This is a genomic window from uncultured Serinicoccus sp. (assembly GCF_947500995.1).
GTDB lineage: Bacteria > Actinomycetota > Actinomycetes > Actinomycetales > Dermatophilaceae > Ornithinicoccus.
The window spans coordinates 220736-235629 of the sequence record NZ_CANMUA010000006.1; the positions used below are offsets into that span (position 1 = coordinate 220736).

Annotated in this window: 13 protein-coding genes; all 13 read right to left on the bottom strand. The window is 69.6% G+C overall.

What is annotated here, in order from left to right:
* Window positions 1-149: 149 nt before the first annotated feature.
* Window positions 150-1409, bottom strand: coding sequence for a Zn-dependent hydrolase (locus Q0967_RS11065; protein ID WP_299450039.1), 1260 nt, complete (start codon window positions 1407-1409; stop codon window positions 150-152).
* Entirely contained in the window at window positions 1406-2332 is a 927-nt protein-coding gene (locus tag Q0967_RS11070; protein WP_299450042.1) for a DUF1028 domain-containing protein, read from the bottom strand. The genes Q0967_RS11065 and Q0967_RS11070 overlap by 4 nt, the downstream gene beginning before the upstream one ends.
* Window positions 2329-3399 (bottom strand): amidohydrolase family protein, encoded by a 1071-nt coding sequence (locus Q0967_RS11075; RefSeq protein ID WP_299450045.1) that lies wholly within the window; start codon window positions 3397-3399, stop codon window positions 2329-2331. Before Q0967_RS11075 ends, Q0967_RS11070 begins: the two co-directional genes overlap by 4 nt.
* Before the next feature lie 173 nt (window positions 3400-3572).
* Window positions 3573-4430, bottom strand: coding sequence for an alpha/beta fold hydrolase (locus Q0967_RS11080; RefSeq protein ID WP_299450048.1), 858 nt, complete (start codon window positions 4428-4430; stop codon window positions 3573-3575).
* A gap of 37 nt (window positions 4431-4467) precedes the next feature.
* Window positions 4468-5277 (bottom strand): ABC transporter ATP-binding protein, encoded by an 810-nt coding sequence (locus tag Q0967_RS11085; RefSeq protein WP_299450051.1) that lies wholly within the window; start codon window positions 5275-5277, stop codon window positions 4468-4470.
* Window positions 5274-7034 (bottom strand): dipeptide/oligopeptide/nickel ABC transporter permease/ATP-binding protein, encoded by a 1761-nt coding sequence (locus Q0967_RS11090; RefSeq protein ID WP_299450054.1) that lies wholly within the window; start codon window positions 7032-7034, stop codon window positions 5274-5276. Before Q0967_RS11090 ends, Q0967_RS11085 begins: the two co-directional genes overlap by 4 nt.
* Entirely contained in the window at window positions 7031-8092 is a 1062-nt protein-coding gene (locus Q0967_RS11095) for an ABC transporter permease (protein WP_299450057.1), read from the bottom strand. Before Q0967_RS11095 ends, Q0967_RS11090 begins: the two co-directional genes overlap by 4 nt.
* Before the next feature lie 7 nt (window positions 8093-8099).
* On the bottom strand, window positions 8100-9677 hold the full coding sequence (locus Q0967_RS11100; RefSeq protein WP_299450059.1) for an ABC transporter substrate-binding protein: 1578 nt from the start codon (window positions 9675-9677) through the stop codon (window positions 8100-8102).
* A 168-nt stretch (window positions 9678-9845) separates the two neighbouring features.
* Window positions 9846-10469 carry a helix-turn-helix domain-containing protein gene (locus Q0967_RS11105; RefSeq protein WP_299450061.1) on the bottom strand — a complete coding sequence of 208 codons (624 nt, stop codon included), beginning with the start codon at window positions 10467-10469 and terminating at the stop codon, window positions 9846-9848.
* A gap of 95 nt (window positions 10470-10564) precedes the next feature.
* Window positions 10565-11983 carry an aldehyde dehydrogenase family protein gene (locus tag Q0967_RS11110; protein ID WP_299450063.1) on the bottom strand — a complete coding sequence of 473 codons (1419 nt, stop codon included), beginning with the start codon at window positions 11981-11983 and terminating at the stop codon, window positions 10565-10567.
* A complete protein-coding gene (locus Q0967_RS11115) occupies window positions 11980-13041 on the bottom strand; it encodes a tartrate dehydrogenase (protein ID WP_299450065.1) in 1062 nt (353 codons plus the stop codon). The genes Q0967_RS11110 and Q0967_RS11115 overlap by 4 nt, the downstream gene beginning before the upstream one ends.
* Window positions 13038-14063 (bottom strand): zinc-dependent alcohol dehydrogenase family protein, encoded by a 1026-nt coding sequence (locus Q0967_RS11120; protein ID WP_299450067.1) that lies wholly within the window; start codon window positions 14061-14063, stop codon window positions 13038-13040. The genes Q0967_RS11115 and Q0967_RS11120 overlap by 4 nt, the downstream gene beginning before the upstream one ends.
* A complete protein-coding gene (locus Q0967_RS11125) occupies window positions 14060-14893 on the bottom strand; it encodes a DeoR/GlpR family DNA-binding transcription regulator (protein WP_298889664.1) in 834 nt (277 codons plus the stop codon). Before Q0967_RS11125 ends, Q0967_RS11120 begins: the two co-directional genes overlap by 4 nt.
* Between the last annotated feature and the right edge of the window lies 1 nt (window position 14894).

Consider the following 14894-nt stretch of genomic DNA (forward strand, 5'->3'; position numbering starts at 1 on the left):
CACTGGCACACCAGTGCCATGGGACATCGGCACGCCGAGACGTCGGTACCCGTCGCGGCGCCGACGCGGACGGCGGCAGCCGTCCGGTTCGCAGGAGGATGAGGAGCGCCACCGAGGTCTGGGGCGGTGCCGCGTCGCCGCCGCGCGAGCTAGGCCGTGGGGGCGGCCGCCAGACGCATCAGCGTCCCCAGCAGCACGTTGGCCCCGCGGACGACGTCGGCGTCGTGGGTCAGCTCGGCCGGGCTGTGGCTGCGGCCGTCCACGCTCGGGACGAAGATCATGCCGGTCGGCGCGAGGGTCGCGAGGTTCTGCGAGTCGTGCCCGGCCCCCGAGGGGAGATCTCGCGAGCTGTAGCCGTGCGCCTGGACGGACGCCTGGATGGCCTGTCGCACGGTCTCGTGCAGAGGGGCCGCCGGGATGAGGGGCTCGACGTGGCTCTCCACCTGGAGTCCTCGGCGATGGGCCGCGTCCTGTGCCGCCGAGGCGATGAGGTCACCCAGGGCCGCCGCCTTCTCGGTGGAGGGGTCACGGTAGTCCACGACCACCTCTGCCATCTTGGCGACGACATTCGATCCCCCTGGCCAGACCTTGACGATGCCGGTCGTGACGACGGAGGTGTCCCCCACCTCCCTGGCGAGGCCGGGCAGGCGCGTGACGAAGTCGGCCATGGCGAGGACGGCGTCCTGGCGCCCGTCCATGGGCGTGGTGCCCGCATGGTCGGCTCGACCCAGGAAGCGCAGCGTGCCGCCACCGATGGCCACGATCCCGGTCACGTTGGCCACGTCCAGACCTTCGCGCTCGAGCACCGGACCCTGCTCGATGTGCAGCTCCACGCTGGCGTGGATGCTGCCCTGGGGTAGTCGCACGCGTGCCGCGGCGAGCAGGTCACCGCCTGCCGCCGTGAAGGTGTCGGCGAACCGGTCCCCGTCCCTACCCACCAGCGCGCTCAGCTCATCGACGGTGAACCCACGCGCCAGCGCGCTGGAGCCGAGGAGGTGGGCGTAGTTGCCCTCCTCGTCGGCATACACCACCGCGCGCACGGGTCGTTCCAGCGAGACCTCCTCCTCCTGCAGGCGGGTGAGGCACTCGATCGCGGCGAGGACACCCAGAGGCCCGTCGTACCGTCCCCCGTTGGGCACGGCGTCGATGTGGGAACCCGACCACACCGGCGCTCGATCGGCGATGCCCCGCTCCAGCTCGGGAGAGGAGACGATCATGTTGCCGATGCCGTCCACGGCGACCTGCAGACCTTGCTCCTCGCACCACGAGGTCAGCCAGGTGCGTGCCTGCCGGTCGGCCGAGGAGAAGGAGGCTCGGTCGACGCCCCCGTCCTCGTTGAGCCCGAAGCGCGCCAACGCCCGCAGCGTGGTGGTGAGACGCTCGGCGTTGACCAGCACCAGGCCGCTCACCGCTGCGCCAACGAGGCGGCCGTTGCGGTGTCGACGAACCCGGCCTCGGCGACCTGACGCAGATAGGACCTCCAGTGGTTCGCTCGCCCGAAGACCTCGGAGAACAACCCGGCCGCCTCCTCCTGCCGGCCGGCCCGCAGCAGCAGGACGGCCTTCCAGAACGCAGCCTCCTGGTTGTCGTCCCCCAGGACGGCACGCGCCCCTTGCAGGGCGTCGAGCGCCTCGGTCAACGCCTCGCCGTCGACATCCTCGTACGCACCGATCATCAGACGCGGGGTGAAGAGGACCGATCCGATCTGGTCGAAGGCACCGCTGAGGGAGGCCAGCCGGGTGATCTCGGTGACCGGGTCCGGGTGGTCGTCCACCCTGATGTCCAGGAGCGTCTCCTCCCAGGGGCTCCCTGCACGGTTGCCCGACACGATCTTCAGCACGGCCGACTGCGACCCGCGGGCATCTCCGCCGGCATCCTCGCCCGCGCGCAGGGCTGCCAGGAGCCTCGCGGCGAACGTCGTCCCTGACGCATCGACGTAGGCGCCGATCATGGACTCGTACACAGCGGTGGACGTGAGCATGTTCCCCTGCACCGACACCTGGTCCCCGGACAAGGCCCCGGCGGCGGGGACGCACAGGTCCCCGGTGTAGTTGGCGACGCGGCCGGCGCCATCGATGACGGCCAGCTGTCGGTATGCCGGTTGGTCGTCGGTGTCGACGAGGGTGGAGAGCACCTGGGACGCGGAGCCTCCCTGCCGGAGCAGGTCCAGACCCCGAGGACCGAAGCCGACGTTGACGAAGGCCTGGGTGGCGATCACGCCGACCCCGGGCTCGAGCCAGCCGACCAGGCGCCCGACTCCGAAGAAGTGGGACTGGCAGGCGATACCCAGTGCCCCGGTGTCGGGGTCGCGGGCGATGATGGAGTACGTCATCGGGATACCTCCGTGCGGTGGGTGGACAGGTCCCTCGACATCTCGAGGGACGAGCGGTGGATCGATCCGTCCTTGGCGACGAGCACGATGCGTCGCAGGGCGGCGATGTCCTGCAACGGATCACCGTCGACGACGATGAGGTCCCCGGCCTTCCCGGTCTCGAGCGTCCCGGTGATGTCGGAGAGCCCCGCGTTGTACGCGCCCTCGCGCGTCGCCGACAGCAGCGTCTGTTCCGGGGTGAGGCCGATCGCCACCATCTCGACGAGCTCCTCCACGAGGCCGTCGTGGGGGTTGAGCGGGGTTCCTGCGTCGGTCCCCGCCGCGATGTTCATGCCCGCGTCGACGGCTGCTCGCAGCATCGCCCGGCTGCGGTCTGCCTCGGAATGCGCCTTGTCGACGATCCAGGAGGGAATCCCGCCGGCCTCCCCGTGGGCCACGATGCAGCTCACCGCTGAGAGGGTGGGGACGAGATACGTCCCCCTCTCGATGGCCAGCGCGAACAGCTCGGCGTCGAGATGGAACCCGTGCTCGATCGTATCGACGCCCGCCAGGATGGCGTTCTCGATGCCCTCGCGTCCGATGGCGTGGGTGGAGACGCGCCGGCCGGCGTGGTGGGCCTCCTCGACGATGGCGGACAGCTCGTCCTGGCGGAACGCGGTCTGGGTGGGTCTGACACCAGAGGTGAGGACTCCGCCGGTGGCCATGGCCTTGATGAAGCCTGCGCCCTTCTTGAGCTCACCGCGAACGGCGGTGCGCACTGCGTCCACCCCATCCGCTTCGACGCCCATGAAGTGGCCGTGACCGCCGGTCATGGTGATGACGCGCCCGGCTGCGACGATACGAGGCCCAGGCAGGATGCCGGCTTCCACGGCGCGGCTCAGATCGATCACGACGTTGTCAGCCGCCCCGCAGTCCTTGACGGTGGTGATGCCCGCGGCGAGCGTGATGAGGGCGTTGGCGGCGGCACGGAAGGCGGCCGTGGCCGTGGAGTCGTCTCGGACCTGAGCCGCCAGGTCAGCGGGTGCATCGTTGGCCAGGTGGACGTGACCGTTGATCAGCCCTGGCATCACGGTGCGCCCTGCGGCGTCGATGGTGCAGGGGGCGTATGGAGCCTGCGCATCAGGGCCGGCCCAGGCGATCGACCCGTCGGCGATGAGGATGGACTGCCCCGTGCGCCTGGAGCCGTCGACCCCGTCGAAGAGGGCGGCGCCACGCAGGAGCCACGTCGTCGGGGGTGTGCTCATGCGCGCAGGAAGGTCGACACGACGTCGAGGTAGGCCTGCTCCTCCTCCCGGGCGAATGGCTCGTGCCCGCTGTCCTCGAAGAGCACGAACTGCGAGTTCGGGATGGCGTCGGCGATCCTGCGACCCTGGCTGGGCGGGGTCACCCAGTCGTACTCGCTGGACATGACGAGGGTGGGCACCTCGATCGTCGGCAGCTGGGGGTAGGGGTTGTACTGGGGGATCTCGTTGGCCATCATGTATCCCGCCACCTCGTAGCGGCCGTTGCTCCGCGTGGACAGCTGGTCCAGCACCTCCTGGTCCGGGTGGCGGAAGTACAGCGGGTAGCACTTCTTCCACCACGCCTCATACTCCTCCTGGCTGGAGATCGCACCGTCGAACAGCTCCCGGAAGACCTCCCGCTGCTCCGGGGTGGCGATCCTCTCGGCGATCGCCTGCGCCTCCTCCCAGAAGTCGTAGTCCGGGGCAGTGTGCGACAGGATGAGTTTGGACAACGCCTGCGGGTGGCGCAGGGCGAGGACCTGCCCCACGAAACCGCCGTAGGAGTGGCCGAGGAACACGATCTTCCCGAGCCCCAGGTGGTGGCGGAGGGCTTCGACGTCATCCGCCATCTGCTCGACGGTGTAGGTCTCGACGGGGGCGTCGGAGGAGTTGCCCGTCCCCCGGTGGTCGAGGTAGACGACCTGTGCAACCTCCCCCAGGGGATCGAGCCAGGGCCTGAAGTAGCTGTGGTCGGCTCCCGGGCCGCCGTGATGGACGAAGAGGACGGGCTTGTCCTTGTCGCCGGAGAAGTCGACCGTCTTCCCCGAGGAGATGACGTCGAAGTAGAGGTCGACGCCGTTGAGGTGGGCGTGCATGGCTGGCTCCTTGTGCTAGAGGTGCGGTCGGGTCGTGTCAGGACTGGGGTGCGGTGTCGTACCGGGAGGGGCCGTGGAGGAACCGGCCCTCGGGGTCCGGCACGCTGCTTACGAGGAGACGGGTGTAGGGATCGGCAGGCTCGGCCAGCAGGGAGATGTCACCCTGCTCCACCACGCGCCCGTGTCGCATCACGGTGATCTCGTCGCACACCCGAGCAGCGACCCCCAGGTTGTGCGTGATGAAGAGGCAGGCGAAGCCCAGGTCGTCCTGGAGTCGGTCGAGCAGCTCCAGGATCTCGAACTGGATCGAGGCGTCGAGCGCCGAGGTGACCTCGTCGGCGATGAGCACCGTCGGTTGCACCGCGATGGCGCGCGCGATGGCCACGCGCTGGCGCTGACCTCCGGAGAACTCGTGCGGGAGACGGCTCGCAGCTCCGGGTTCCAGTGCGACCATGCTGAGCAGCTCGGCGATACGGTCGCGGTGGGAGGTGGCTCGCGCCGCAGTCGGGGCCAGGGCTTCCAGGAGGGTGCGGCCGATGGTCATGCGAGGGTCCAGTGAGGCGTACGGGTCCTGGGGGATCATCTGGACCCGTCGGCGCAGGGCCCGGCGCTGCGAGCGCGCGACCTTCATGACGTCGGCGCCCTCGATGCTCACGGTCCCCGAGGCCGCGCCGAGAGTGCCGACGATGACCTTGGCCAGAGTCGACTTCCCGGACCCGGACTCTCCCACCACGCCCATCGTCCGACCTCGGGCCACGGTCAGGGAGACGCCGTCGAGGACCCGAGGGCTGCGATGGCTGAATCCGTAGGTGGCAGACAGGCCCTGCACGTCGATGACCGCGTTCATGACCCACCCCTGATCGTGCTGGTGACGTGCACGGTGTTCTTCAGCGCGGTGCTCGCGGAGGCCTCGAGGAGCCTGCGCGTGTAGGGCTGCGTCACCTCGCCCCGGCGCAGCTGCGCCGAGGTGAGGTGCTCGAGGATGCCGCCCTGGTGCATCACGTAGACGCGGTCGCACATGGAGGCGACGACGTCGATGTCGTGCGAGATGAGCAGGACACCCATGTCGTGGTCGTGGTTGATCTGCTTGATGAGCCTGAGGACGTCGGCCTGCACGGTGACGTCCAGGGCCGTCGTCGGTTCGTCGGCGATCAACAGCTTCGGCGTGGTGATCAGCGCCATGGCGATCATGGCCCGCTGCCGCATCCCCCCGGAGAGCTCGTGAGGGTACTGGCGCAGGCGGCGCTCGGGCTCGCTGACCCGCGCCTCCCTCAGCTTGTCCAGCGCGAGCCTCTCCGCCTCGCGCCGCGAGACCTTGCGGTGGACGCGGATGGTCTCCGTGAGCTGGGCGCCGAGGCGACGAGCGGGGTTGAAGCAGGACGAGGGGTCCTGGAAGACGACGCCGCAGTCCAGGGCCATCGAGCTGGGCGGGGCCTGACGGGGGTCGATGGGGTGTCCCGCCACGCTCAGCGCCTTGGCCCTCCACCCGAGCTCTGACGGCAGCAGCTGAGCTGCCGTCATGGCGGTGATGCTCTTGCCCGACCCCGATTCACCCACCAGGCCCACGATCTCGCCGGTGGCCACCGTCAGGGACACGCCCCCGACGAGCATCTGGCCCTCCGGGGCGTTCGCGGTCTGGACGTGCAGGTCCTCGATGTGCAGGGCCACGTCATCCCCCGCACTGGTGGCGGCGCTCTGCTCCTCCCCGGTCAGGGAGGTGGCCGACGGTGAGCCCTGATCAGCTCTACGAGACCGGACCTGGGCACGCCGTGGCTCGCTGAACGCGACCAGCCCGTCACCCAGGAGGCTCGCAGACAGGCCCGTGAGGACGATCGCGATCGAGGGCGCCAACGCCCCGGCAGGGTTCTGGTAGATGTCGCGCAGTCCGCTGGCCAGCAGCTGCCCCCAGTCGATGGCGGGGGGTTGCACACCGAGCCCGATGAAGCTGAGGCCCGACATGGTGACGATGGACGTGGCGAGGCACACGGACGTCAGCACCAGCACGGGCGAGGCGATGTTGGGCACGATGTGGCGCGCCAGCACCGTCGGCGCCGGCACTCCGAGCAGATGTGCGGTGACGACGAAGTCCTTGCCTCCCACCGAGCTCGCCAGGTTGTTGGTCAGTCGTGCGAACTGCGGCGAGAAGGCGATGCCGATGGCGACGACGACGGTGACCGCGCCAGGCCGGAAGATGGCGGTGATGGCCAGCGCCACGATGATGGGTGGCAGCGCGAGCCACAGGTCGATCGCCCGGGCTCCGAGCCACCGCACGCGGTTGCCGGAGAGCACGAGCACCGCTCCGACCAGACCGCCCAGACCGACGGCGAGCGCGGTGGCGACGACACCCATGACGATGGTGAGCCGTGTGGCCACCAGGGTGCGGGCCAGCACGTCACGCCCCTGCGCATCGGTGCCGAACCAGTGCTCCGCCGAGGGGCCGGCTCGCAGCTGCCCCGACCCGGAGGCGGCGGAGGTGCCCCACAGCACGGGGCCCAGGACGGCAAGCAGCACGATCACGGCCAGCCCCACGGCACCGACCAGGAGCGACGCGGGGTACCTCCTGCGCGAGCGGCCGACGGTGGTGGGCAGGACGACGTCAGTCATCGGCTCAGCCCCTTCGTGGTGAGGACGCGGGGATCGAGGATGCCGAGGAGGATGTCGATGGCCATGTTGACCATGGCCGCCAGCAGGCCCAGGGTCAGGATGATGCCCTGGATGGCCGGGTAGTCGCTGGACAGGATCGACTGGACGATCTGCGTGCCCAGGCCGGGAATGTTGAAGACGTTCTCGACGATGACGGTGCCGCCCAGGAGCGCGACCAGGATGATGCCGCCGAGGGTGAGCGCGCTGGTCGCTACGTTGGGCAGCACGTGGCCGACGAGCAGGCGCCCGCTCGAGATGCGTTTGCTGCGGGCCGTCAGGATGTACTCCTGCCCCAGCACAGCCCGGGTCTCGCCGCGGACGACCCGGGAGATCGCCGCCGCGGGGGCGAGCCCGACGGCGATGCACGGGAGGATGAGTCCCTCGAGACCGACCCCGCCCTGGGCCGGGAGCCACCCCAGGGAGAGGGCGAAGACGATGACCAAGACCGTTCCGGTGATGTATTCGGGAAGTGCTCCCGCCAGGCCCGCCGCGACGTTGTACGTGCCGGAGAGCGCCGTACGCCCTCCTCGTCGCCCCGCGAAGGCGACCGCGACACCGACCGGGAACCCGATCAGCAGGACCACCATCAACCCGCCGAGGGCGACCGAGGCGGTGATCGGGAGCCGCTGGGCGATGAGCTCGACGATGGGCTGCTGGTTGACGAACGAGTTGCCGAGATCTCCCCGCACGAAGCCGCTGACGTAGTTCCAGGCCTGCAGCAGGAACGGGTCGTTGAGGCCCAGCCGGTCGCTGACCATGTCGACCTGCTCCTGCGTCGCGGTCACGCCCACGATGTTGCGGGCTGGATCACCCGGGACGAACTGGATGAGCAGGAAGGTGATCGCGAGCAGGGCCACGACGATGCCGACGAGCCCACCCAGCCGTCCCAGGAGGTATCGCAGCCACAGTCCGGTGGCGTCCCGCGAGGCATGGCGCCCCTTGGGCTCACCCGCCTTCGCCGTTGCCGGCGGCTGGCTCGCGGGCTCCTCCGTCCTGACGTCCGACGCTACGTCTGACATCGGCGGACTACTCCGAGATCCGGATGGTCCCGGCCCGGACGAACCCCTTGGACACCATCGCCGTCACGCCGGGGGCGAACACCACCGTCGCCGGCGCCGTCGCCAGGGGCAGGACGTCATGGTTCTCCAGGAGGAGTCGGTGGTACTCGGCGAGGGCGGAGCAGCTCTCCTCACCCGTGGTGGCACGAGCGATCTCGAGCTGGGCATCAGCCTCGGGATTGTCGACCGCGGAGAGGTTCTGACCGTCGGGAGGAACCGCGCCGGTGAAGAAGTTCGCACCCGAGATCAGGTTGGACGAGGTGTTCGCGAAGACCAGGATCGTCACGTCCCAGTCGTTCAGCGGGGTGAACAGACCCGAGACCCATTGCTGGTTGTTGAGGTTCTGGAACGCCACCTCGGCGCCGGCTTCGCGTAGCGCGTCCTGGACGTAGGCGTTGCCGTCACCGCCGGCCAGCAGAGTCGTGCCGTTGACGGCGAGGGACACGCCGTCGAGGACCTCGGACGCCGCTGACGCGTCGTACTCGGGCATGTAGTCCGCGGCCCCCTCGTCGTAGCACGCGTAGGACGGCTGACCCAGGTTCGTGATGAGCTCACCGGCGCCATAGCTCTGCACCTGGTTGAGCCGTTCGATGTCGATGGCCTGAGCCACAGCACGTCGGACCTCGGGGTCGGCGGTCGGGTGTCCCTCGGTGTGGTTGAACATGAGGAAGGTGTCGGACTGCTGCGACACGACACTGGTCCAGTCGGGCTGCTGGGTCACCCGCTCCCAGGCGTCCGTGGTGTAGGCGGCGATCTCCATCTCGCCCGTGGTCTGCAGGTTGGCGCGGGTGTTCTCGTCCTCGGCCACCTGCATGACCAACGTCTGAGGACGGGCACCCTCGGTCGGGATCCCTGCGAACTCGGGGCCCCAGTCGTAGTCCTCGCGCACCGCGAAGGTGTAGCTGGCCCCGGCGACCTGGCTGTCCGCCACGTACCCGCCCGTGCCGTTGGAACCTGTGGCCAGGCTCTCCGGGTCGTCGATTCCCGCAGAGCACACGATTCCGGTGTAGGCCACCGTCAGCCCGGACAAGAGGCCCGAGAAGGGCTGGTCCAGCGAGACGGTGACGGTCTGGCCGTCCGCCGTCGCCGTGGCGCTGTTGCCCGCGCCGATCACGCTCGAGAGGAACGGCGCGGCGGTCTGCGGGTCGAAGAAGCGGTTGAGCGAGTTGGCGACGACCTCCCCGGTCACCTCTTCCCCGTCCGAGCAGGTCACTCCCTCCCGGATGGTAAAGACCCCTTCACTGGCGTTGACCTCCCAGTCGGACGCCAGGCCCGGCAGGAACGTGCCGTCCTCGTCGAGGGCGACGAGGTTGTCGTACATGGACCAGAGGACCACCGCATCCTGGAATGAGGCTCCGAGCGCCGGGTCGAGCGAGGTCACCGGGCCGTCCAGCTGAAGCGTGAGACTCTCTGCGCCCACCGCCGGCCCCGTCTCCTCGGATGAGCCGGAAGAGCAGCTGGCGAGGGAGAGCGCGGCCGCGGAGGTGATGGCCACCGTCGCCAGACCCCGACGTCGGCTGGATGGCCACTGGTTGGATGAGGTCATGGGAGTCCTTCTGAGTCGGGGCGCCGCCGAGGCGGACGCGAGAACAGGGACCTGCTCAGGCAATGTTCATCGGAATGAACACTGTGCACTGTAGTGAACAGCACGCACGTTGCCTAGTGTTTGCCTCGCTGTTTCCGACCTGTGAACTCTTGCCGGGACGTGACCCCCTCAGTACGACGGCGGCGTCATCGCACCCACGAACACCGTGGGCCGGTCACCGTCGTTGGCGTACCAGTGCGGCACGGACGCCTCGTAGGTCAGGGAGTCACCCTCTCCGAGGCGATAGTGCTCACCACCCACGACGACCTTCAGCGACCCTTCCACCACCAGCACGCACTCCTCCCCCTCGTGCCGGAAGGGCACGCTCTCGTTGCTCCACCCGGCGGCCACCTGGGCGCGGATCATGCCCAGCCGCCCGTTCATGCTGGGCGTGATGAGCTCATAGACCATGTCCCGTTCAGAGAGCAGGAGACGACGTCGGGACTGTGCCCTGACCAGCTCGGCCAGCTTGGGCTCCGGATCCTGGCCACCGAAGAAGTCACCCACCCGAACCCCCAGCGCGTGGGCGAGCTTGATCAGGGTGTTGTACGAGGGGTTGCCGTGGCCGCGCTCGAGCTGGCTGAGCAGGCCCGTGCTCACCCCTGACTCCGCGGCCAGGGCGTTGAGGCTCAGCCCGGACTGCTCGCGACGCTCACGCACGATCTGACCGAGCTGCAGCTTCGCGGACTCTTCCGAGCCGTGAGACATCCCCCCGTCGGGGCCTGACTCGTCGGCATCTGTCATCTCATCCATTTGGCGCACAACCTACATGGGGCGACGAGTCGCACCTGCTGATCACCAGAGCCAGCCGCATGGATCAGCGGCCGGTTCACCCGGAAGCGGTCGCCCTAGTGGGCCAGCAGGACCAGACGCTCCTCCAGAAGTTCCGCGACCGCGTAGGCGACACCTTCGCGTCCCTGGCCACTGTCCTTCACCCCTCCGTAGGGCATGTTGTCCGTCCGGAAGGCGGGTGGCAGGTTGACCAGGACGGAGCCGGCCTCGATCTCGCGGGTGCACCGCATCGCAACCCCGAGGTCTCTCGTGAAGACCGCGGCGTTGAGCCCGAAGCGGCTCTCGTTGATGCTCCGGATACCGGCGTCCGCGTCTGGCACGGAGATGACCGAGACAACTGGGCCGAAGACCTCGTCGCAGACGACGCGCGCGGAGGCAGGGACGTCGGCCAGGATGGTAGGTCGTAGCGCCCGGCCCTCACGCGGCCCTCCGGTCACCAGACGTGCACCCGCGGACACGGCCTCGTCCACCCATTGCTCGACCCTCTCGAGCGCGGCGGAGCTGATCAGCGGACCGACCGTCACGTCCTCTCGTGCCGGGTCACCGACACCCAGCGCCTCCGTGGCCACACGCAGCTGCTCCACGAGGGCCTCCACCTGCTCCTCATGGACGTACAACCTCTGGAGAGAGACGCACGCCTGCCCGGAGAACGCGAAGGCGGCGCTGATCACGCTGTTCACCACGAGGTCGAGGTCGGCATCGGGCATCACCAGGGCGGCCGTGTTGGACCCCAGCTCGAGGACGTGTCGCTTCCGAGGCGACCTCGCCTTGAGGTCCCACCCCACCTGGGCGGACCCGGTGAAGGTGAGCACCTCGACCCTGTCGTCCTTGATGAGCCGGCCGACCACCTCAGCCGGGTCCCCGGTGACCATGTTGAGCCGTCCGGGCGGTAGCCCGGCCTCGTGGAGGATGCGCACCAGAGCCCCGGCCGCCAGGGGGGTGCGTTCGGACGGCTTCAGCACGACCGCGCACCCGGCTGCGAGCGCGGGGCCGATCTTGTGCGCGACCAGGTTCAGCGGGAAGTTGAAGGGAGTGATGGCACCGACCACGCCGACGCCCTGCGTGAGGGTGTAGGCGGTGACGTCCTCGCCGCCCGGTACCACCGACATGTCCAGGGACTCGCCGGTGATCCGACTGGCCTCGGCGGCCGACAGGCTCAAGGTCTGCACGCAGCGCGCGACCTCGGCACGGGCCGCGGTGATGGGCTTGCCCGCCTCCCGCCGCAACAGGTCGGCCAGCTCCTCGGACCGCTCGGCCATCAACGCGGCGGCCCGGCGCAGGGTTGCCGCACGCTCGTGCGCCGGCCAGGGTACGTCCATGGCGGTCTGGGCGGCGGTGATGGACACCGTGACCTGCTCGGGCGCGGCGACGGCATAGTGACCGACGACCTCTCCGGTCCATTTGTCGTGGACCTCCCGCGGCGTCCCCGCGCCCTCCTGCCACGCGCCGTCGAGGTAGAGCTGCTGCTCGATCATGCCTGTCCTTCCAGAGTGGTGATGACCGCCGTGGTGAACTCCTCGGTCGTGGCCCGGCCACCGAGGTCCTTGGTGGCCAACCCCTCGGACAGCACGGCCTCGAAGGCGGCCTCCACCGCGTCCGCCGCCTCGGGCTGCCCGAGGTGGCGCAGCATCATGGCGCCCGACCAGATCTGACCGACGGGGTTGGCGATGCCCTTCCCCGCGATGTCCGGCGCCGAGCCGTGGACCGGCTCGAACATCGACGGATACTCGCCCTCGGGGTTGAGGTTGGCGCTGGGAGCGACCCCGATGGACCCGGTGATCGCCCCGGCCAGGTCCGAGAGGATGTCGCCGAAGAGGTTGGAGGCGACGACCACGTCGAGCCCCTGGGGCCGCAGCACGAACTCGGCGGCGAGGGCGTCGATGAGGACCGAGCGCCACGCCACCCCGGGGTGCTGCGCGGCGACCTCGGAGACGACCTCGTCCCAGAACGGCATCGAGTAGACGATGCCGTTGGACTTGGTGGCGCTCACGAGGGTGCCCTGGCGCTCTGTCGCGAGCCGGAACGCGTACTGGGCCGCTCGGCTGACTCCTGCCCGGGTGAAGACGGCCTCCTGGATCGCCACCTCCTCGGGGCGACCGCGGTAGAGCCGGCCACCGACCTCGGAGTACTCACCCTCGACGTTCTCCCGGACGATGACGATGTCGAGGGGTCGCTTGTCCTCGAGCGGCGAGTGCACCTGCGGGAGGCTGCGCACCGGACGCAGGTTGATGTACTGCAGGAAGGAGCGTCGGATGAGGATGAGCAGCCCCCACAACGTCTCGGCGTCCGGTATGCCGGGGGTCCCGACTGCGCCGAGGAAGATGGCGTCGTGCTCCGCGAGCTGGTCGATCCCGTCCTCCGGCATCATGCGGCCGTGGGCACGGAAGAAGTCCGAGCCCCAGTCGAAGTCCGTCCACGACAGTCGGAACCCGAAGCGGTCGGCGGCGGTGTCCAGCACCCTCGTGGCGGCCGGCAGGACCTCCTGCCCGATGCCGTCGCCCGCAAGCGCGGCGATGCGGTAGTGCCCGTTCATGCCGGTGCCTCCGTCGGTTGCGGTCGGATGAAGATCTTGTCGGCCACGCCACCGCGTTGCGCCTCGAGCGCGTCGGGCACGCCGTCCAGGCCGAAGGACCGGGTCCTCAGCTCGTGGAGGGGCAGCCGCTGCAGCAGCGACACCGCGCGCCGGTGCGTGTAGGGGTTGAGCGCCGTGCCGAGGATGGTGAGCTCGCGCTGGTAGATGTCGTTGGGCGACAGGTCGGCCCGCTCGGCGGGGTCGCTCACGCCGAACACGAGGATGCGTCCGCCGCGGGCCGACATGCTGACAGCCTGCTCGAGCACCCGAGCGGAGCCCACCGCATCGATCACCGCGGCGAAGCCGTCACCACCCGTGGCCGAGGCCACCTCGTGGGTCACGTCCTGGCGGGGGTCCAGGACCACGTCGGCGCCCATCCTCCGTGCCAGGTCGCGGCGCGTCTCCTGCGGGTCGAACGCCACGACGGGGTAGGCCCCGGCCAGCTTGGCGAGGGCGATCATGATGGCGCCCGCGGGTCCGGCCCCGAAGACCGCCAGCGGCAGTCCCGAGCTGGGGGCGAGGCGGTCCATGCCGTGGACGCAGCAGGCGATCGGCTCGGTCATCGCCGCGTGCTCCGCCGGCACGCCGTCCGGGACCGGGTAGGCGAGGGTCGCCGGCACCACCAGACGTTCCGCCATACCTCCGTTCAGGTGCACGCCGGGCGCCTGGCGGTCCGGGCACAGGTGCTGACGTCCGGTCTGGCACGGGGTGCAGCGCCCGCAGTACAGGTGTGGCTCCACGGTGATGAGCTGGCCGACGTCCAGCCCGTCCACCCGCTCCCCCACGGCCAGGACCCGCGCCGCGATCTCGTGCCCGAGGACGACCGGGGGGCGGGACACGAAGTGCCCGGACACGATGTGGGTGTCCGTCCCGCAGACGCCGACCGCCTCCGGGGCCAGCAGCACGTCCTCCGGTCCTGGCCGGGGGTCAGCGATGTCCTCCAGCAGCAGGGTGCCGTCTCCGTGGTATCGAACCGCCTTCACTGATCCTCCTTGCGCTCGGTGCTGGGGTCCACCAGATGCACGGTGAGCCCGTGCTGGCGGAGCATCTGCTCCGTGGTGGTGGCGATGCCGGAATCCACGACGACGGTGTCGATGGTGTCGAGTCCGCAGACTCGGACCATGGCGCTGCCCTCGAACTTCGAGGAGTCGCAGATCAGCACCACCCGGTCAGCCACCTCGATGAGCCGTCTCTTGATCACCGCGTCGAAGTCGTTGCCGCAGTAGACCCCGCGCTCGTTGACGCTGCTGGCAGACAGGAACACGACCCGCAGCTGCAGGTCCTCCAGGCAGCGCATGGTCATGGGTCCTGAGAGGGTCTGGGCGTTCTGGTGCAGCTCGCCCCCGAGCATGATGACGCGGGTGTGCTCGTCGTCGAGGAGCGCCAGGACGTTGGGGATGGAGTTGGTGACGACCGTGGCCCGGCGCTCCGTGGGCCATACCCGTGCCAGCTCCAGTGCCGTCGTCCCCGAGTCCAGCCCGACGGCACCCTGGTCGGGCACCATCTGCGCAGCGACCAGAGCGATCGACCGCTTCTCCGCCGCCTGGCGCAGCTCTCGGGAGGTGAACTGGCTGCCGACCAGCTCGCTGGGCGGCAGTGCGCTGACGCCCCCGTGGACGCTACGGAGCGCTCCGTCCTTCTCCAGGCGCTGGACGTCCCGGCGGATCGTCATCTCGGAGACGCCGAGGAAGTGCGACAGCTCTGAGGTCGTCGCGAACCCCTGCTCCTCGACCCGGCGTTGCAGGCGTGCTCTGCGCTGCGGTGCCGAGCCGTATCTCAGGCCATCGTCCAGGGCGTCCGCGGTGTCGCTCATC